The 19,424-nt window shown below is 41.0% G+C and carries 26 protein-coding genes; 21 read left to right on the top strand and 5 right to left on the bottom strand.

Annotation, left to right across the window (positions count from 1 at the left end; translation table 11 throughout):
* Positions 1-376: 376 nt before the first annotated feature.
* The 4 genes from HUS62_RS09805 to HUS62_RS09790 all read left to right on the top strand — a co-directional run bounded on the left by HUS62_RS09805 (position 377) and on the right by HUS62_RS09790 (position 2,003).
* Positions 377-556 carry a hypothetical protein gene (locus tag HUS62_RS09805; protein ID WP_175079378.1) on the top strand — a complete coding sequence of 60 codons (180 nt, stop codon included), beginning with the start codon at positions 377-379 and terminating at the stop codon, positions 554-556.
* Positions 557-642: 86 nt separating this feature from the next.
* Positions 643-1,332 carry an HNH endonuclease signature motif containing protein gene (locus HUS62_RS09800; protein WP_175079377.1) on the top strand — a complete coding sequence of 230 codons (690 nt, stop codon included), beginning with the start codon at positions 643-645 and terminating at the stop codon, positions 1,330-1,332.
* 3 nt (positions 1,333-1,335) lie between these two features.
* Positions 1,336-1,572 (top strand): hypothetical protein, encoded by a 237-nt coding sequence (locus HUS62_RS09795; RefSeq protein WP_175079376.1) that lies wholly within the window; start codon positions 1,336-1,338, stop codon positions 1,570-1,572.
* A 146-nt stretch (positions 1,573-1,718) separates the two neighbouring features.
* A complete protein-coding gene (locus HUS62_RS09790) occupies positions 1,719-2,003 on the top strand; it encodes a hypothetical protein (RefSeq protein ID WP_175079375.1) in 285 nt (94 codons plus the stop codon).
* A 91-nt stretch (positions 2,004-2,094) separates the two neighbouring features.
* On the opposite strand, the gene HUS62_RS09785 is transcribed toward HUS62_RS09790, so the two are convergent.
* Positions 2,095-2,427: a hypothetical protein gene (locus HUS62_RS09785; RefSeq protein WP_175079374.1), complete on the bottom strand. Its 333-nt coding sequence runs from the start codon at positions 2,425-2,427 to the stop codon at positions 2,095-2,097.
* 330 nt (positions 2,428-2,757) lie between these two features.
* Between HUS62_RS09785 and HUS62_RS09780 the strand changes: the two genes are divergently transcribed.
* Both HUS62_RS09780 and HUS62_RS09775 read left to right on the top strand, forming a co-directional pair.
* Positions 2,758-3,141: a hypothetical protein gene (locus tag HUS62_RS09780; protein WP_175079373.1), complete on the top strand. Its 384-nt coding sequence runs from the start codon at positions 2,758-2,760 to the stop codon at positions 3,139-3,141.
* A 245-nt stretch (positions 3,142-3,386) separates the two neighbouring features.
* Positions 3,387-4,142, top strand: a complete 756-nt coding sequence (locus tag HUS62_RS09775) for a hypothetical protein (RefSeq protein ID WP_175079372.1) — start codon at positions 3,387-3,389, stop codon at positions 4,140-4,142.
* Positions 4,143-4,368: 226 nt separating this feature from the next.
* On the opposite strand, the gene HUS62_RS09770 is transcribed toward HUS62_RS09775, so the two are convergent.
* From HUS62_RS09770 to HUS62_RS09760, 3 genes are all read right to left on the bottom strand, one after another.
* Positions 4,369-5,610: a type II toxin-antitoxin system HipA family toxin gene (locus HUS62_RS09770; RefSeq protein ID WP_175079371.1), complete on the bottom strand. Its 1,242-nt coding sequence runs from the start codon at positions 5,608-5,610 to the stop codon at positions 4,369-4,371.
* Positions 5,600-6,010: a helix-turn-helix transcriptional regulator gene (locus HUS62_RS09765; RefSeq protein ID WP_175079370.1), complete on the bottom strand. Its 411-nt coding sequence runs from the start codon at positions 6,008-6,010 to the stop codon at positions 5,600-5,602. Before HUS62_RS09765 ends, HUS62_RS09770 begins: the two co-directional genes overlap by 11 nt.
* A 276-nt stretch (positions 6,011-6,286) precedes the next feature.
* Entirely contained in the window at positions 6,287-6,598 is a 312-nt protein-coding gene (locus tag HUS62_RS09760) for a hypothetical protein (RefSeq protein WP_175079369.1), read from the bottom strand.
* Between the two features lie 330 nt (positions 6,599-6,928).
* On the opposite strand from HUS62_RS09760, the gene HUS62_RS09755 reads away from it, so the two are divergent.
* The 15 genes from HUS62_RS09755 (at position 6,929) to HUS62_RS09690 (ending at position 17,459) form a co-directional block, all read left to right on the top strand.
* On the top strand, positions 6,929-7,537 hold the full coding sequence (locus tag HUS62_RS09755; protein WP_175079368.1) for a hypothetical protein: 609 nt from the start codon (positions 6,929-6,931) through the stop codon (positions 7,535-7,537).
* 52 nt (positions 7,538-7,589) lie between these two features.
* Entirely contained in the window at positions 7,590-8,147 is a 558-nt protein-coding gene (locus tag HUS62_RS09750) for a hypothetical protein (protein WP_175079367.1), read from the top strand.
* Positions 8,148-8,325: 178 nt separating this feature from the next.
* Positions 8,326-10,110, top strand: coding sequence for a phosphoadenosine phosphosulfate reductase family protein (locus HUS62_RS09745; protein ID WP_175079366.1), 1,785 nt, complete (start codon positions 8,326-8,328; stop codon positions 10,108-10,110).
* An 81-nt stretch (positions 10,111-10,191) separates the two neighbouring features.
* Positions 10,192-10,536, top strand: a complete 345-nt coding sequence (locus HUS62_RS09740; RefSeq protein WP_175079365.1) for a hypothetical protein — start codon at positions 10,192-10,194, stop codon at positions 10,534-10,536.
* Positions 10,537-10,545: 9 nt separating this feature from the next.
* Entirely contained in the window at positions 10,546-10,878 is a 333-nt protein-coding gene (locus HUS62_RS09735) for a hypothetical protein (RefSeq protein WP_175079364.1), read from the top strand.
* A gap of 88 nt (positions 10,879-10,966) precedes the next feature.
* Complete coding sequence (locus HUS62_RS09730; RefSeq protein ID WP_175079363.1) at positions 10,967-11,128, top strand: hypothetical protein; 162 nt, start codon at positions 10,967-10,969, stop codon at positions 11,126-11,128.
* Positions 11,129-11,137: 9 nt separating this feature from the next.
* The gene (locus HUS62_RS09725; protein WP_175079362.1) at positions 11,138-11,350 is read left to right on the top strand and encodes a hypothetical protein; all 213 of its coding nucleotides are present in this window, start codon (positions 11,138-11,140) and stop codon (positions 11,348-11,350) included.
* Between the two features lie 182 nt (positions 11,351-11,532).
* Positions 11,533-12,084: a hypothetical protein gene (locus HUS62_RS09720; protein ID WP_175079361.1), complete on the top strand. Its 552-nt coding sequence runs from the start codon at positions 11,533-11,535 to the stop codon at positions 12,082-12,084.
* Between the two features lie 199 nt (positions 12,085-12,283).
* Entirely contained in the window at positions 12,284-12,772 is a 489-nt protein-coding gene (locus HUS62_RS09715; RefSeq protein ID WP_175079360.1) for a hypothetical protein, read from the top strand.
* Positions 12,773-12,975: 203 nt separating this feature from the next.
* Positions 12,976-13,335 (top strand): hypothetical protein, encoded by a 360-nt coding sequence (locus HUS62_RS09710; RefSeq protein ID WP_175079359.1) that lies wholly within the window; start codon positions 12,976-12,978, stop codon positions 13,333-13,335.
* A gap of 232 nt (positions 13,336-13,567) precedes the next feature.
* Positions 13,568-13,861: a hypothetical protein gene (locus HUS62_RS09705; RefSeq protein WP_175079358.1), complete on the top strand. Its 294-nt coding sequence runs from the start codon at positions 13,568-13,570 to the stop codon at positions 13,859-13,861.
* Between the two features lie 188 nt (positions 13,862-14,049).
* Positions 14,050-14,181, top strand: a complete 132-nt coding sequence (locus HUS62_RS23100; RefSeq protein WP_258536750.1) for a hypothetical protein — start codon at positions 14,050-14,052, stop codon at positions 14,179-14,181.
* A gap of 27 nt (positions 14,182-14,208) precedes the next feature.
* Positions 14,209-14,550: a hypothetical protein gene (locus HUS62_RS09700; RefSeq protein ID WP_175079357.1), complete on the top strand. Its 342-nt coding sequence runs from the start codon at positions 14,209-14,211 to the stop codon at positions 14,548-14,550.
* Positions 14,551-14,682: 132 nt separating this feature from the next.
* Positions 14,683-16,071 (top strand): DNA cytosine methyltransferase, encoded by a 1,389-nt coding sequence (locus tag HUS62_RS09695; RefSeq protein ID WP_175079356.1) that lies wholly within the window; start codon positions 14,683-14,685, stop codon positions 16,069-16,071.
* A gap of 134 nt (positions 16,072-16,205) precedes the next feature.
* Positions 16,206-17,459 (top strand): hypothetical protein, encoded by a 1,254-nt coding sequence (locus HUS62_RS09690; RefSeq protein WP_175079355.1) that lies wholly within the window; start codon positions 16,206-16,208, stop codon positions 17,457-17,459.
* A gap of 780 nt (positions 17,460-18,239) precedes the next feature.
* Here the strand turns inward: HUS62_RS09690 and HUS62_RS09685 are convergent.
* Positions 18,240-19,412, bottom strand: coding sequence for an RNA-guided endonuclease TnpB family protein (locus HUS62_RS09685; protein ID WP_175079354.1), 1,173 nt, complete (start codon positions 19,410-19,412; stop codon positions 18,240-18,242).
* Positions 19,413-19,424: the final 12 nt, after the last annotated feature.

Genomic DNA, 19,424 nt, shown 5'->3' with positions numbered 1-19,424 from the left:
GAAGCGTCAAAAAAGAAAAGTTAGCGGCTTAGGCTGCTATCTTGGAAGCTCGCGAGCTTTAGCTCCGAGTAGTTCACGAAACATGTTTAAAACACGGTATTCTTCCTTCAGACATTGCAATTGAGCACCTTGAAATAAGACCAAAAAACGTAAACGACTTAAACATCTTTGTAGATACTCAATTTAATCAACTTAGCATAACAGATGAAGAAGAACGTATTAACTGCAGTAAATTAAGTGATTTAATCGGCCGATAAGACTGCTCTATAAACCCCAGTTGGTGTTTTTCTGTCTGCAATTGACCAGATACCATATTGCAAGCCCCCTTTAGGCTTGATTTAAAAGACTATAAAGTGATTATTTTGGTAAATAATACTTGTCTTTAAATGTTGTAGGGTTAGAGTTCCCTTATGTTAATTGTAAGTTTGAAGCAGGTTTTTTACTTGAATGGATGACGATGGGCGTTCTTAATGGTTTTGCTATTTTTAGCTATGTAATTGGTGGTTTGATGTGCTTAAAATATTCAAATTTCTATCAAAAAACAACTGAGGAATAGATATTAATACTTTATTGTGTTCTTTGTTAAGTGCGTTTATTGCATTCACATTATTGCTAGTTAGTCCCACTAAAGCTTATGCTGGATTGAAATCTAAAGCAGCCATTGCTGCTGGCAGTTATGTGTTAGTTAAATGGGTTCCAAAGTATTTAAAATCTCAAAGCCCAGAAATAAAGAAAAAGGCTCTTCAAAAAATTACAGGTGTTCTGGCCAAGCATCCATCACTGACAGATAAGGCTTTATCTATAGCGAATAAAGTTGCGAGTAAGAACAATATCGCAAAAGATAGGCTTGATAAGTTTACAGCTTTTCTAAGAACCAATACCAGTTTACCTCCACCATTGAGCGCAGCAGTGCTTAGAACAACAAGGGGAACTGCATGGGGCGTAAAATCCTTGCCTGTAATTAAGGAAGGCACCAAATGGTTAAAGGGTTCACATGGTAGCTTTGGCAAGATACCAAGACAGGTTGGTGAAAAACTTAGCGGTAAATCATTTAACACATTTTCAGAATTTAGGTCTGAGTTTTGGAAGCAAGTTAGTAAAGACAGTGTTTTATCTAAGCAGTTCAACAAGCAAAATATATCTAGAATGAAAAATGGCAAAGCTCCATTTGCTAGTGAAACACAGCATAATGGACTAAACAGAACGTTTCAGATTCATCATAAGAAACCAATCAATCAAGGTGGGAGTGTTTATTCCCTGGACAATCTTTTGGTTGTTAGCCCAAAATATCACAAATACATACTGGATAAAGGTTTTCACTACGGGAAATAGATTATGGCGAGCTCAGAGTCTTACAAAAACAAGATAACCGACAAAGAAAGCTTTTTGTGTTTATTAAGAAGAATAGAGTCTGATGATTTTGAAACTGAAGAAGAATCAAACGCTGCGGTTGAGCAGATAGCGAGATCATCAAAATGCTCAAATCCATTTGATGTTATCTTTTTCTCTGATGCATCAAATGTCAACGAGCTTTATGATCGGCTAATGACAGATGATTCTATTAAACTATGATGTTTAACAAGGAAATAAAATTATGCGGTTTTTTAACGGTATTTTAATAACGACTTAAAAGACTATTGTGCAACTATTTTTCGCATATCTTTGATTGAGTATGAATGTGCTCAATTGATAACTTGTAACAACCGAGGAAATTGTTTATGGCTCGAAAGGTTTTAAGATTTGAAATTGGCATGTCTGGTACAGAGCATTCGACTCATCATTGGGTTCTGGACTGTTCGACACATTCCGATCATGATGTAAGGTCGTTAGTTGCTGTATTAGTGGCTGGGTTATTTCAAACAGATGAGGATAAAGAGCTATCTAAGCGTTATTTAAAAGTAATAGGCGATCGCTCTTCTATTCAGTGGACATCTCGACAAATTCAAAAAGTTAATCCTGATATCGATTCCTTTGACATACCGCAACCTCTCACCGAAGAATAAACATAAGGCCGCGCTTTAAGCGGCTTTTTTTATTGCTATATAAAAATGCTGGTGGGGTATAGAAATGGAAGTTAATTAGATGGACGTAAATTTAACTGGTAATTGGTACAGAAGTTATTACATAAAACATACAGACAATAATTAACCCCACGCTACTCAAAAGCGATAACCACCATTTCCAACTTACCTTAAGCGGCTTACCTGCATATTTAGATGAAAAAGTTATTGTTATGATCAGAGGAGCAAATACAGCAACAGCATGTAATAGTGCATAAATCGCGCTTGAATCACTATATTGCGAGCCCTCTTGTCCCAGCATATGCTTAACTGGTTTAAGATCCTCGGTTTGGCTGTTAGCAATGACCGGAACTGAAAAATACCCGATCACAGTGTATAAACCTGTTAGAAAATACTTTTTCATCATGAGTAACCCGTTGTTTTTGGAAGATTGCCCCAACTGCTGGAACAGTTGAGGCAATAAGGGTGAGGTAAAACTATATCCACGTTCTATGGGTAGTTTTCATCACTAATATAACAATGCATAAGTTACTGACCTATAAAACACACTACAACAAATAAATCGTGAAATATTCACTTTTTTAAAAGTCCCTGCATTGCCTAATAATGCGTTCTTGCGGCTAGCGCCTTAAATAAATATGTCCGATAAAGGAAAGGTGTTCGGCACTTATTCTGCGTAGTTACCACCAATTGATACCTTAGTTACATCAAAGCAAACAACACTAAGGGAAATTTTATGAGCTTATCTACTATTACCGCACCTATGCAAACAGCACTATTTGAACGCCTGGGCGCATTCTTTGCCTTTGGAAAAGAGCAGTTCAATCAAAAACGCAAAGAGGGTGTGGAGTACGTGTCTATTAAAGGGTTAGGGTTGATTTGTCCTAAAGAACACGTTTCGGAGCTTGATAAGGGCTTGGCTGAAATTACTAAACAAGGCATAGCGCTTGATTTAGAGAAAAATGGCAAAGACAAAATCATTGAGCGCGAGCTTTGGAATTACGAGTGTTTCTATCAATGCGATATTTCAGACTGTGTTGATGCACTTACAAGTTATCCTATCACACGCGAAGAAATCCAAACGGTATTTGACCGTATATTCCCAACCGTCGATATGTAACAGCGCGGTAAGCAAGGTTCGCCTTGCTTACTCCCCCTTGCTTAATTCAAAGAAAATATGTTGCCGCTCTTGGTGAGCACTCCGTAAAGCAATACACCCATAGGTATAATCATGAAAAATACATTAATAAACTTACCGCTATTCAGCGTATTTACTGAGCAGACAAATAATAGCTGCATCCATGTTGAGGTCAAAGGTCTCGGCATTGTGTCTATAAATCGCACTGATGAGGGGTGATTGTCGATGTGTTTGACAATTCACAAAGTAATGACTCTTTAAATTCACTGGCGTTTGAAGAGTGTGACTTTTCAGAAGGGTTTGCAGACGAATTACAGCGAGAAATTGAAAAGTTCGATCCATCCATTAGTTTGGACGCGCAAGAATGCCTAGCTGCTTATAAAAGCGCCCAGCGCCCACCAGCATTTATTGCGGAGTATTTCGATAAAAACGGGTTTGATTTAGCACTACTTGAGCCCCTTAAAGGAGAGTGTAAACCCTTCGCAGAGCAAGTTCGAGAGTTAACAGGCCCATATATCGCTATTACTGAGTCGCAGCATGAATCGTTACTTGCGCAACCGGCGGACTTTTACATGACTAAAGGTGGGAAAGTATTAACCTTTGGTCATGCCAATGGTGGCTTTGCGCTCATGACATTGCAGGATGAACCAACCCAAAAGGTGTTAGCTAGTCAATCAAACTTGAGTATGGCGCTTAGTGTTCATCGCTTGAGCGACCCTGTTATCCAAAAAGCAAATGAGCTGGGTTGGCACGTGTGGGAAAACAACACCGATTACACCGATTTAGAGATGGATATAACGTATAAAGATGAAGTAAAAGGGCAGAGTGAGCGATTATCATTAAATGCGTTGTTTACATTTGATTGGCAAGCTAATTCATACCGTTTGATATTAGGTACCAATAAAGGCGATGGCTTTAATGGGGAATTTACCATTAACTTCGAGAGCGCTGATTTTCATATCGAAACAGAAAGTAGCGTTTAGCGCGAATGTGACCAGATAGAAATGGGCGCAGAGGAAACCGAGCTGTTTAGCTTAATCAATCACTACCCCGATGCCTGGCACTCGTTACTTGGCAAAATTAAAGAACTGTCAATTCTTATGAGTATGCCACCAGCTAAGAATGGAAAGGTGGCAGCATAAGTATCAGGTAACAATACAGACAGCCTGTTGCTGTCTGTTTTCGTTTTATTGGCGGTATTTATATGGATTATTCGTATTTCTTTTTCTTTCGGTGCGTGTAGCCGGTTGATGTATACACGCCGACTTTAGCAACGTTTAGAGACCTTTCGATTGAGGCTCTTAACCCATCAAACAGCGTGACCTCTTCGCTTTGCTTTAAGTAGTCGCTTATCGAATCTGCAATTTTTTCGATTATCCGTTCTGGTTTAACAACCCCAAACGCCTTACCAAATGCCACTAAATCAGCATGTGACGGCCATACCCTGTTACCATTTATCTTTAATGCTGATTCATCCACTAAGTCTTTGTATATGACAGTGTGAGTAATGTCGTAAAGTGGTGACACTTTTACATCACCATAAGGCCTATCGTATGTTAGAGAAAAGTTTTTCAAATGAGCATCGCCATTACCAATTAACATGCAAAACACAATGTATTCGTACATTTTCCTTAATTCGAACGGGTTGTTGGCTGTATATCTGGCCGTCACATTCATGACTGTTTCATAACTTGATTGATATTTAGCTTCTGGCGTATTTGCAGCTCTGGTTAAAACCGTAAAATCTTCAACCCCGATTTTTCCATTCGGCGTTATATCAAAACGCTTCACGGCGTAGGTTCTTAAGTCCTCACTCAAAAAACATGCTGGTGGATTTAAGCCGCACGCTTTGGCTGCTTGCATGCAAACATACTCATTGACAGTTAAAAGTGGGTAATCATCATCAAACGTTTTAACGATGTATTCATCTGTTTGTACCGTTGCTCTTTGCTCTATATTCTTGTCATCTGTGGTTGCTGGTATTAGCACCTTTGGTTGCATGCCGGATGCAACGCCATGCAGATAATAGCGATCTAATAAGTCCTCAAAAATCCGGTCTTTTCCTTTGTATGTTAGCACCTCATCTAATGTAATAGGTTTGGATTCAGGTTGTTTTATGGGGCTACCGAAAGAAAGGTGGCCGATTGCATTACCAAACTGCAATGCAAGCATATACATATCATCAAAGCGGATATCTTTGTTAGCTTTCACCAGCCTTTCCCGTAAATAAGCCCGTATAGCCCCTTCAGGTAGGTTTTGAGCGAATATTGGTAGTAGCGCACCATATTTATAGGGCTCTTCCATATAAGGCATGGTTAAGCTAATCGGGTTGTCTGCAGTATATTGAAAGCTGTGCTCAGCTGGTTTTTCTAATATCCCAGCGTTCTCTTTAAACGACCGGATCGCTATTTTGTTGATTTTATTTGGGTACCGTGGCGCATCATTTTTCATTATCATCATCTTCCTCATTGAATAATGAGTCTATTTCTTTGTTTAACTCTACAAAGCGCGGGGTGAGCTGGGTCAGACTAGAACTAGCTATACTCGCTGTAGCCGATTTCGATTTTGCTCCGTTATCTGAAACCCACAGTTCATGTTGCAAGTCATTTTCCTCAGAGTTAGGCCATGTGTTAGGTTTGGTATTCCAGCCGCTTTGACCTGGCGTGATGCTTAGTTCCATATTTAAAAGTGATAAGTATTTGATAAAGTATTTAATGCCACCATCAAAGATACCGTTTTCCATTTGGGATATTTGTCTACGGCCAATACCAAGAACGTCTGACACTTCTTCTTGAGTAAGCCCTTTCGACTTACGTGCATTTTTTAATATTTCACCATCATACAGTTTCATTTTACACCTATTACACCCTTTGGTTTGTTACTATATTATAACCCAAGATGATGAAATTACCATATAGTAACAATGACGGTAAATGATATCATATAATAGCAAATTGATTTTATGCTACTATATGGTATCAACAGCGGGCTTTGTAACTATATAGTATCAATTTTAAGCTTTGTAACTATATAGTAATCTTCTGTGGCTTTGCTGGCTTTAAAGCAATTAAAGAGGTGGGGTTGTCAACAGGGTCGTGCTGCGAGTCCTTTCATCAGCATGTCGTTTTTAAATCGCCATAGTTGTCACAGGCACAGAGTACCAACCACTCACCGCAATTAAACCAACAGAGCAGCAATAGGATAGCCACCATTTCCACGATTTATTGAAAGGCTTGTGTCTGACTTTAAATACATACAGCGCTAGTAAAGCTAAATTAATAACCCCACCAAGAAGAAAATAAAGTTCAGGCTCTAAATAGAAAGGGGTTGCTGAAAGTTGCCAATGGTTGATTTGCCCTTTGGTGGCCTCGCCAGCTAAGGCTAAACCGGAAGAACAACCCATAAGGATGTAGAACACAGTTAAAATGTACTTTTTCATGGTTATCAATCTCTACTGAATTATATGTAGTTGGGGCTTACCATCTCAGCATACTTGCTGGTGGCATGTGGAACGTTAATATTACCTGTATTAAAACAATGTCAAGACTACTTACCCGCAAAGAACACTTCAAAAGATAAATCGTTAAATATCCACTTATATCCACCCAGATGGAAACCGAGAGCCACCAGCAAACACGGCTAACGCCTTTACTTCTATCAATTCTGAATAAGGAAAGGAGCGGGGACTTTTTCTGAGAGTTAGAACCTGGTTGATATCTTAGTTTTACCAGCTGGCAAAGCTCAGCGACTTGTTAACTAGGAGAGTGTCATGTTAAAGCAAGCATTAGAAACAGCAAACGGTATCAAACGCTATGGTCGTGGTGTTAGTCGTGAAGAACTAGATCGCATTAGTGAACATAACTCAACTATTTACGAAAAGATTATTTCTCAGGCGTTTGGTGGCGCTAAGTCTAGCTGTCATATCAGTTATGCTAGTTTTTGGGTTTATGCTGACACCCTATCAGAGGTTGGCATTATCAAACGCAAAGCGGGTGAGTACGGTTATACAAACGTAAAAACAATCCTACCCCACACAACAGATAGTAATGGACTAAAGCAAGCCGACCCAAACGGCGCTTACGCAGTGGTTATTGATGAATCAAACGCATTGCTGATTGGTGATGTCGCCAATTCACTGGTTAAAATTCTTAAGCCTGTTCTTGACTCAGTAAACGATAACCTACTGCACATCTACGGTCATATGGGCCGCTTTACATTCAAGTTTAACGAACACGATGCATCAGAGCTATTTAGCGCCTGTGTATCGAAAATTTTAAATGCATTCAAAGAAGAGCATGGCGTGATGGAGTATCAAATTAGCGCTGTCCAGGAAGGGCTTGATTGTTGGTCTGTCTCTTTGAACCTACAAGCATCATAAGCGGTTAACCCCGCTTTGCTCATTTAACCGGTTATCTACAGGAGCTAAGATAATGAACACATTACAAACCACCATGGCTGTTTTATCTGTTTTCGTTACACAAGAGCGCTTTCTTAAAAATATTGAAGCGCATTGTTGGCTAACAGGGTGTACGTTCGATACAGCATTACTTACTGAGTATTTTTCTGGCCGGAGTGAGCCAAGGGATATTAAAACACTCGATGCGATTGCATCAGGGTATGAAGCAAGCTCTTCTTTTGTATTGAGTGGTACCCCCCATACAAATGAGTTGTGGGGGTTTAAAGAAGAAAACCGTGGTGTTACCGCATACTTACTCATGCCTGTTTTAGAGTCGCTGGTGGCTTACCTGTGTGAGCATGAGCCAGATATGAATGGTGAAGCTAAATCGTGGAGCCAGTATTGCGAACGGGGTTATGATGTCGATCACCTTAATGCGTTGGATGAGTGCTTGGTTGTTCATGGCACCACTTATCCTTTATTCGACATTAAGTTTAACAATGTTGTTGTTGGTAAGGCGCTCAGTTCAGATAAAGCCATCTGGATTAGTGAGCGTTTATCGAGAGCGGCAGATAAAGCTAATAGAACCTAAAAATTATGACTTGCCGGTGAGCAATACCGGCATAACTCCGCTTAATTCCCACTTACGGCTATCGCCTTTCGTAATATCAATGTTTAATAAAGGAAAAGGTACTTGCACTTTTCCGGCCCCAATCCACCAGCTTGTTACCTTAATCACATGAAGTTAATCAACTAACTCGGTGGTTAAAATGGATAAAGTAAATAAAACAATCAACACGTTAAAGAAGCTATTTCTTCAGGACTGCATTTTAAGCTGCGGCCTGTCTGGTAAAGACTCGTCTGTGGTTGCTCACTGTGCTGTAGAGGCGCTAAAGCAAGCGAAGGAAGAAAAGCCAACTCATCGTGGTATGCTTTATATTGTGACCACTAACACGACGATTGATAACTTTGAAATTCACAACTTCATTTTAAAGCTGCATAAGGCTGCGCGTGAGTACGCTCAAGAGTATGACCTACCAATTATCACGAAAGAATTAAAGCCAAAGCTTTTTAATACCCCAATCGTTGAATACCTGGGCCGAGGTAAACTTTTACGTACTATGCAAACAGCGGCACGCGGTCGCGACTGCTCGGTGGACTGGAAGGTCTTGCCAGCAAAGGAGTTTTTATCGAGTCTAGCTAAAACTCATCAAACTGACAAAGTGATTTCAATCAGCGGGACGAGAGACGCTGAGAGTGCTGCGCGTGCTAAAAACATTGCAAAGCGCGGTGAGTCAATTGATGTGATAGTACAAACAGACTTGGGACTCGCGCTCGCACCTATTAAAGATTGGTCAACAAATGATGTATGGTCGCTTATAGGCCAAATCGAAGATGATCTTATTGAATCATTCATTGATATTCACGCTGCAGGGCTTAGAAAACATTATAGTGCGGGTAACGGGGGGACCTGTGATATTTATTTTGGTAATAGCCGTGATGTATCTAAGAGCTGTGGCTCGCGCTTTGGTTGTACACTGTGTAGCTTGGTGGAAAGTGATAAGTCATTAGAGAACCAGATTGATGTTGATCCAGATACGTATGGCTACATGCGCCCGTTCGTTGCACTGCGCAAGTTTATGAACGATACACTGTTTGACAATGAGCGTTCTCGCAGCTTGTTAGGCCGTGACGTTAAACATGGTGATTGGATCAAGGTAGGTTTTAACCAATACAGCCTTGAGTACCGTAAAGAGTTGTTGCGTTATGTCTTAACAATGGATGCTAACGAACGTACTCGCGCAGAAGCGCTAGGCTATGCACCGCGCTTTGAGCTGGTGGATTATGAGACACTTGCGGCCATTCAATACCATTGGAGTCGCGAAGGTGGGGAGTCTCGCCCAGCTGAAGCAATTGCTATTTGGCATGATGTGCACACATACGGTAAGCGCTATGCTATCCCTGAAACGTCTAAAACCCCTAATCAAACTACTGTATTGCAATTCAGTTCACTTAACTTTATTGCAGGCTCTGGCCGTCAAGATTACCGCTACGCAAACTTAACAGAGTTAGACGCGTTGTTTGATGGAGAGCGCACTGGCTTAGCTGCAAGCGCTATCGATAAGAAATTATTCAAGTGTCACCGAACAGTATTGGATGGCGAGCTTGCGCTTGTCACACCATTTAAAGAGACTCAACGTAATTCTGTTGATGCGTACTTAGCAGAGCAATACATCAATGAAGCGTACTTTGATCTAGAAGCAGAAGGTGCGTTCGAACCTGGCAATGAGATATGCCCTACGGTCATCATCAAGGACATGCTGCACAATGAAGTGATCACAATTCGAAAAGGGGGTATGAACAAGCTTCACCAAGACCTTAAACGCGCTCAAACCTATAACGCAGTAATGAAGGCTATGAAATCAGGTAGCGCATCGCTTGTTGAGAATGTTGTACTTGCTCGCTCTATTACCGAGAGTGAGTTCAATGCGCGTATCTCAGACATAATTGATGACGCAGAGCAGTCAGCACCTCAAATGGCGCTGGGTTTTTAACCCCGCGCTCTTTCCCTGAACATTTATTTCCACGCGCTATCTTAGCTACATGTTTTAGATAATAAACTTAAAAGGTTACTTATGACTTCCAATGGAACACAACGAAAACTGATGAACACCCAAGGCATGCTTTTTTCAGAGGCTGAAGCGAAAGAGTATTATGGCGCACGATATGAACACACCACTCTGTCGTGGGTGTCTGTAGACAAAGACGGGCAGGTGGTCACTGCAGAAAAGGCAGAACCTACCTCACGAATTGTGGAGCTCGCTGAGCAAATCGAAAACGCGGGGCTCACAGAATACCAGTATAATTTAGTCGTCGAGTTTATGGAGATTGTAACCGGTGCTCACTCTGAAGCTGTGCACGCTCACGCAGTCTCGGTTGCGTTAAATGAAAAGTCCAAAATAAAACCTAATCAACACTAGGAGTTATCAATGTCTAGCAGTAGTCACGTAGAGGCAAAGCAAACACAACCATGTATTCACGCGAACCTCTACACCAAAATAAAGACAGTGTATTTAAATGGGTATATAGCGATACATAAAGGGAAGACCTACGACCTTACCGGTTATGCCTTGTTTGATACGCTCAGAGGCGAACTAATCCGCGTAGGGGGTGACTTACCCTACCTGCCAGCTGGTGGCCGGAGTGGTTGTGAGACCATAGTGGCAAGCGGCCTTGTTGGGGTGCCTGATTTGTATGTGTCATCGCAAGAGCAGAGAAAGCGTATATTCACGGCAAAGAAATACAGAAGTAAATCGAAGTAAGGAAAGGAAAATTTAACTGGCTCTTTCACTGTCAGGTTTTTATGGCTTGTTACCTTAATTGCATCACTAATTAACTGAGCAAGCCATTATGAACACAAACAAAAGCAAAACAACTAAGTCACTCGACTGTAAGCTGTGCCGCGCTTTGAACGATGGTCTTTGTGGTAATTACTGCCAGCTAAATAAAGCTCAAGTTAAAAAGCTTGTGGAAGATAACAAGCACTTATTTCGCATTGAATTAACTAAGTAAGGGGAAGGTATGAGTAAGCACTGCACGAACTGCCAAGAACGTTTAACACAATCAGACATAGCAAAAACATTGAGTGGCATTTTATCTAACACGGACCTGTCACTACCAGAGGCAACTGACCTGGTGGTAGAGAATGGCAGTCTGTGCTCTTCATGTGATACGGCTCGCACTATGTGTCACGCAAAATCGCACGATTACGAGTACGACCCAATCGCTATTTAACCTTATTGCTCCCACGTTTGGCCGCTCTGCGGCCTTTTTTTGCCTATATCGGCTATCGCCTTATATCTATAAATTGGAAAAAGGTGTCAGTTCTGGCTCTTTCTCTGTGAAACCCCTATCTATTGGTATCTTGACCTCAAGCAATATAGCTCGTTAACCAAACAGTATTTAAGAGGTCCGTAATGCAAAGCAAAATTATTAGTCACTATTTCTTTTCGCAGGTATTGGAAGAGTTGAAATCGAAAGCCATTGATTACAATGCTATGTTTGATATATCTGAGGATGACTTTCTTCGTATGGTAATTCCTTTCACCACTTATATTGAGCAGGTATTTGACCGAAGCGAATACACATCACTTGGGCTGTTGGAGTTAATGCCTTCACTTGCTCGTATGGCGTTGGCTAATGTTGTTTATGCTCACTTAGCTTCAGTAAGTCTTAATTATAGCTCATATTATAACTACTGTTGCGCTGTGATGGATGTTACTGTGGAAATTCCTTTCATTGTTATGGGTCGCATGGACGGGGAGGAGAATAGTGTGCTTGAGGTGTTTGCTAAAAACGCAAGTAGCGCAGAAGCAAAATTTACAGCGTTCATAAAAGATACCGATACCTTCATTGAAGAAGTAGAGAGAAGAAAGCAAATGGGGGATACGGGCGATGACAGCGAACCAGATATCTACATTGAATTTTGCAAACCCTATAAAGAGATGAGAGCTTCTAGTCTTTCTTAGTAAGAGCTCGCATTACCAGCAAGTCATACTTATTTTTACTAACAGCCACTGACTTGAGTTGGTGGCCTATACGCAAAATAGCCAGTGTTATAATTCTTTAAGTCAGATAAAGGAAAGGTGCTGCACTTAAGCTGCAGTACTTTGCCACCTTGGTACCTTAGTTACATCAAAACAAAACAGCACTAAGCAAGGGGTTACAATGAATACACGTAAACTGGCCATTCAAGCAATTTCATATTTAGAGTCGTTAAATAAACCATTACCAGATGAATCAGAAACTGCGTGGTATAAACAAAACGAACGCAACTACAAAGCCTTACTGAAACTCAACAATGCGAACATGGGCAAGACCATGGATGAGCTAAAGGCGCTTGCTTCAGCCCCGTTAGCAGATCGTTATGCTAAAGAAGCTATTGAACGTATGTTTAAGATTGATGCTGAAATCAGTAAGACCTATAAGCGTGAAGATGAAATCGAGAAAACACCAAGTCTCTGGCATGGCTTCTTTTCGGGCTATGAAGTGACACCAAAAGCGGTTTGTAAGCGTCAGCTTGAAGCCCTTGAGCGCAAGCGTGAAAAGTTAAATAAGCAACATGCAGAGCTTGCCAAGTCAATCACGGCTGAGCAGGCTCAAAAGTTCAGTTATCCTCTTGAGTGCTTGGATGGCATCGAGCTTTGCGCTAGTTGATGCACTGAGCTGGTGGCTACTTGGCTACACAAATGGAACTCTCCCTTAGCCACCTACAGGTGGTTTTTTGCTTTCCTTTCGGCTATCGCCTCTATCAATAGGCTTTATTTAGATAAAGGTAAGCCACCCCGCACTTTCTCTGCACAATCTTAGCTAATTGATACCTTGGTTACATCAAAAGCAAACGACATACAGGAAATGCAATGACTAAATTTGAGACGTTCTTAGAAGGTCAAGTCAAAAAAGCAGTTGAGAACTATAACGCCAATACTGAAGCGCAAAAAGCGTGCAGCGCACATGATGCTCATAAAGCCGCAGAATATGGGCAGCAAGCTAAAAGAGAAAGAACCTTATTTCATTTCTTTCGTGAGACACAAAGCCAATTCAAAGCTTGTTTGGGCATAAACGACCCCGCTTCATTTCTTGCTTACTGTTTAAGTGAAGTTCAATCGTCTCTCGCAGACAAGCAAACTGAGCCAGCTTTAACTGAAGCAAGAGAGATGTTGCTGGTGGAGCTTAAGCCTTATTTAGTTGCTGCCTATTCAAGTAAAGCCACTTTGTAGGTATGGGTGTGCTGATATAAACAAACACTTCCCCTGTTAGCCGCCTACGGGTGGCCTTTTTTTAGGAAATAAAATGTTAGATTACAAACACGACTTCGTCATTGTTTATGCGTTAGGCATGCTATCAACCCCTCACACTCAAACTGTCAGTTCGTCAGGATCTGAAAGTGAAGTGAGGGCGGAATTTACAATACTGCTTAGTAAAATATGCAGTGAAGGAAAAATCCTTGGTGTGTACCAAAACATTTCGGTTTGCGATGCAATACGTAAATGTGAGAATGAATCTGATCTCGTTAAACAGTTATCATGTACTGTATGTGGCGGTGAGATTCTACATAACCGCGTAGAGGACAGTCGCACAACTAGTCGTGTGTTTGGCTCTGGTGCAATCGTTGACCTGGGCATTAAAACGAACGGCTACGATGAGTTCGTATGTGCAAATAATAGTGAGCATATTCTAAGTGAAGAAATGCATGAAATGCTTATAGAGCACGTTGACAGCTATACAAGTTTAAAACCTACTTAACAAATCACATAAATAGGCCATTAATAATGGCCTTTTTTAATCGCCACTTATCGGCTATCGCCTCTATTAATAAAACAAGTCAGATAAAGGGAAGGTGTTCGGTACTTATTCTGCGTAGTTACCACCAATTGATACCTTAGTTACAACAGCTGAGGGCACTCAGTTACTTTTAATCAAAGGAGAGCAACATGACTACTTACAATTCAATTAAATGTTTCGTTTTAAACTACCTTGCTAACGGTAAGGCTACTGTACAAATTGGTGGTGAACGCAAAGTCGTTGACCAAGCAGACATTGTAATCTCAGAAGTGTCGGCTTAATTGCCGATACCGTTTGGGGGATAAAGTATGAGTAACCACGCAGAAAAACTCGACGCATTATTAGGTGGGCGCGTAAAGGCAAGCTCAATTATTGGCACAGGTTATAAAAACCCAAAAAAATCAGCCAGTGAATGGCTTCGCACACAAATGGCAAATGCAACACTCACTGACAAGCTCAAAATAAGCGCCACTATTGTTACATCAACTGGTCGCGCGTTTAAATCAGAGGCGCGAGCGAGAGCGAGTAAAGCATACACCGATATTTGCAATGGCAAGAGTGAGCTGTTCACCAATAAAGTCATCACAGATTTTGGGGTATGGCCGTCTGCTTTTGGTGATGGTTACGAGATATACGTTCTAGCTCGTTAATAATTCTTCCCGACCAAAGGCCCTCACCCAAATTGCAAAGAGGGCCTTTCTTTCTCTAGGTACTTACGCTGCTCATTATCGCTGGTGGAGTACATTAGCTAAATCAACCTTATTTATTTTATGGAGCTGATTATGCCTGCACTAATTAATCGAAACTTGACCGAGCATAAAGGGTCACCCCGCATCTACTTAGATGATGGCTTACTGAGTGAGCTAGGGGTAAGTGAAAGCTATAGACGTTACAACCGGATTTGGCAGGAGGATAAACTCATCTTACGCTTACATGATGAGGGTAAGTATGTAGTAAGCTCTAAGATGAAGCGCGGCGAGCGCGTGAATGTGATTGATATAAACACTAAAGAGCTATCTAACTTATTTGATGCCAACGCCAAGCTTCGTATTGCCATACAGAAAGGCTCTATTGTCATTAAAGTCCACCAAGGTGAAACTGCAATTAGGCAGCGTGAGGCAAGTTTCTTAGAAGCGCTTAAGAATGGAGCGCTTAAGAAGGGTGCTGTATTCCACGGTGGTGGCTTGATGGACCATGCTATTCATGAAGGGTTTAAAAAATCAGGTATCGCTAGTGTTATTTCTTTTGCCGTGGAAATAGATGAGCGGTATTTAAATTCAAGTATTCGAAATAACGCACACCTGTTTGATGAAAACACCATCTTTGTAAATTCAGATGTTGCGGATGTTCATGCTCATGCTATGCCACAAGTTCATGTGCTCAGCGGGGGTATCCCTTGCACAGGAGCCTCATTGTCGGGAAGGTCTAAAAATAAACTGCAACACGCAGAAGATCACGAAAGTGCTGGGGCCTGCTTTTTTAACTTTCTTAATATAGTAAAGGGGAGTAACCCTGCAATCTGCATTATGGAGAACGTAAAACAGTACATGAACACTGCGTCATTCTCGATTATCAAATCGGTAATGGGTGGCTTGGGTTATGACTTGTTGACCAATGTTTATAACGGCCTTGATTTCGGTGCATCAGAGTCTCGTGAGCGCATGGTGTGTATTGCAATCAGTAAAGGCCTTAACAAGGGTGATTTACTTGGCTTGATTGATAAAGAGATCGAAGCGGGCAAAACTGGCCCTACACCGTTAAGTTCTGTATTGGATGATTTGCCATTAGATCACGATTCTTGGAAGGAAGTGACTTACCTTAAAGACAAAGCTAAAAGAGACGCTGCAAGTGGGAAAGGTTTTGCAATGCAAATCTTAAATAAAGATGCAGTAAGTTGTGGAACTATTGGTGCAGGGTACGCAAAAGCAAGAAGTACAGAGCCAAGGTTGCAACATCCAACGAACCCATTGCTATCTCGATTATTTAACGCTCTCGAACATGCACGGATTAAAAAGGCCCCTGAACGCATTGTTAATGGTTTATCAGAAACAGTCGCCCACCAAGTTCTTGGTAACGGGGTGATAGTTTCACTGTTTGAAATTATCGCTAAGTGCATCATTGATATTTTAACTTTCAACCTCCTTTCAAAAAACAAGCAACATGCAGCTTAAGCCGTCCGGTTTAAGCTTTTCATATAATCGCTATCGCTCAATTATATTTTTAATAAAGGGTAAAGTACCCGCACTTTTTCTGGTGGATTTAAACACCCTGGTATCTTAATCGTAACTTATTAAGGAGTTCGGTTATGTCTGTTTCTATTCTATCTAATGAGCAAATTTCAATTTTGGCAAATTTTGCAAGCGAGCAAAATTTAGGTTCGGCGCAAATGATTGGTGAGCTTTTACATAATCAAAATGTAAAAACCAACAATGAGCGCTATAGCGAAAATGTGCAGCCCTCTTTTTTATTAACAGATGATACTGACACGCCGGAGAATGTAATTGATTTAGCTTTCTATTGGCAGAGCAATAGTTGGGCTTACCTTGAGCAAAGTGCAACCTATAGAAAAATTCGCGACATAATGTGCGCTGCTGTATTTCCTAAAGCTGGTGAGCAAGTGTTTTCGGACACCGTAGGTAAGCCGGTGTATTATCGGTACCGTGGTGGTAATCAGTTAGGGTACGTGTCGAGCACTGTTAATACATACATGGTTGAGTTATTAGTATTCAACCGTTGCGAACGTAAATGGGTGACGCTTAACATTATGTATAAGGAGTGCACCCCTGCAGTTGGTGACATTATGGACTTTAAGTTATCACTGCAGCAGGTTTCCGGTCTTAAGGCAAAATTAAAAGCAGAACGTGATGCTATCGTAGAAGCTGGTAAAGCTAGAATGCAAAAGCAAGCTGAAGAACAGCAGGCTTTTGATGATGAGTTTAAAAAATTGATTCCCACTGGAAGTAAGTCGGTGATCATTGCGGAGTTATTAGAAGATAAGTGCGGCCATAACGATGACTATTATGGTTCGGAAACTAAAAGGCGAGTTCTTTTGGCTTTCTCTAAACATACTCGAAATCTATTTCCTGAAATGCGAAAGGCGGCAGCTAGATTTGAGCCGACAAAATATTTATCTGAAGCAGATGAAAAAGCGGAGCATAGAGAAAATTATTCTATGGGCCGAGGCACGTTTTTGATGAAGGGATCTACTTATGGTGGCTGGCGAATTAAAAAGGTTTCGATTTGGAATGGAACAATCACCAAAGCGGAATTGCTAAACATCGATTATTCTGCCAAGCCCGTTAAGCCTGGAAAGAAAAAGAAGCCTGTGCAACCGAAGGAATACAACTTAGATACAGCAAAGGTATCTGTTGACGATGAGAAAGGTGAGTTAACCGTTTCCTTTTTTCAACAGCCTAACCGAGAACTAATTAGCCAGTTACAGGTAGGTGGGTTGGAGAGGCAGGGTGATACGAATACGGTGTTTAAAGGCGAAAGCTCTGAGCGTGCTATCGAGTGTGCTGTAGCTGCATGTACACGCAACACTAGCTTTTTACTCTAAAGTGTTTGTTTTGAACTAAGAGGACCGCCTCTTTTTGATGTTACGCTATCGCTGACTATCAAAAACAGTCTTTTTCATTCCCTACCCATGTTACTTCACATTTTGTAACACGCAGATACCACTTAATTTACTATAAAAAATGCATGTTACTTCACAAGTTTGTACACCTTAATTCGCTCTATAAGGGGCAATTGTTGTTTTTTATGGCTTAAAACGCTATTTCTGTGAACTGTTTTATGCTTCCTACCCATGTTACTTCACATATTTTCCTGAGCGCTAAGTTATTGTGTTTTGGGGTGCATTGAATATATATAGCGTTGTGTATTAAGTTAATAACAGAAATAGACTGGTGAGCTGAACTAATTAACCCCCTGTATTACAAGGGTGTAGAGGTGTTATTTAATAAATGAATTAGGAAAATCCTAGCTAAGGGCAAAGCCCGACTAGCTAAGGGGGCTAACCTCCTAGTTGAGGAAATATAGCGCCTGACAAAGCTTTTAAACATCCCAGATAGGCCACGACTTTGTCTAACAAGGTATGCATTGCGCCTTGTTGGGCTAGGCCTCGTAATACAAGGGCTTCAGCGGGGATAGTCTGCTAAAAAGTAGAGTAAAATAATGAAATGCACGGTATTGCACTGTAGTAAAGTAGGTGTATGTTGAAGTTTAAAAGGGAATTAAAGTTAAAATATAGGTTCATACTCCGCCCAAAAATACTTACCCAAAGCTGATCACAGGCTTGGCGATTAATTCTGCTTTCAATGATGCTGGTTACACTTGCTTAAGCAGCTTGTGCAGAGCCGACATCTCCCACAGCGTAACTTCCGGCTGAGCATGCCGTATAATTTTCTAAATTTAAACTCGCGTTATGATCTCGGCATTTCGAACTATCACAGGCTGGACACTTAAATATTCTATCTGACAGAGCGAGCTCTGTATGCTTATGCCCACAATCAGAACACAATTTACTTGAAGGAAACCACCTGTCGGCCACCTGAAGTATCACTTGATACCACTTTGACTTGTAATCCAACTGCCTGCGTAGCTCGTAAAAACCAACATCTGCAATATGTCGGGCAAGCCTTCTATTCGCCATCATCCCTTTAACATTCAGGTCTTCAATGACGATTTGGCCAAAGTTTTTCACCAAATAAGAACTGAGTTGGTGTAGACAATCCCTTCGAATATCAGCAATCCGTTTATGAAGTTTGGCTATTTTCATCTTAAGCATTTTAAAGCCATTAGAGCCTTTTACTTTTTTCGCCAATCTGCGCTGATACCGGGCAAGCTTCCTAAGTGAGTGTTGCAGAGGTTTTGGTGTGCGCCAGTAACGAACATTACCGCGACTTAATGTTGCCAATTCTTTGATGCCAAGATCTACACCGACACTTGCTTGGTTTTCACTTCGTATGAATGAAACCTCAACATCTATTGAAAACGAGACATACCACTTGTCTGCAACGCGAGTTATGGTCATAGAGTTAATATGACCACCATATTTCAAAGGTTCGGCCATTTTGACCCAACCCAAGTTTGGAATTTTTACCGTATTGTTTTTCAAAACAACTTGGTCGCCACCCACATAAAATGAATCTGTCGATTTACCTTTCTTTTTAAAACGCGGTTTACCTACGGGCTTTCCGTTCATGGTTTTCTTTTTAAAATAATCAGACCATGCGCGTTGAAGAAAAATAAAAGGTTGTTGAGAGGCGTATTTGGTGACTTCGTACATCCAAGGATATTCAGATTTTTTAATCGCATTGAGCTGCTTCTTGAGCATCATACCGCTTGGCTTTAGCTCTTTTTTCTTACCTGAATCAATGTATGCTTTATATTGCTTATTCCATGCATCTAAGCCCCAATTCCAAGCAAAACGGGATACGCCACATGCCTTTTGCATGTAGGTTTTTTGCTTGTTGTTTAGAACTAATTGAGTTTTAAATGCTAGTTTCACGCACCTCAATGC

It is taken from the genome of Pseudoalteromonas sp. 0303, from assembly GCF_013349995.1.
Taxonomy (GTDB): domain Bacteria; phylum Pseudomonadota; class Gammaproteobacteria; order Enterobacterales; family Alteromonadaceae; genus Pseudoalteromonas.
The sequence above is the reverse complement of the archived record's forward strand: the minus strand, read 5'-3'. Positions and strand labels throughout refer to the sequence as shown.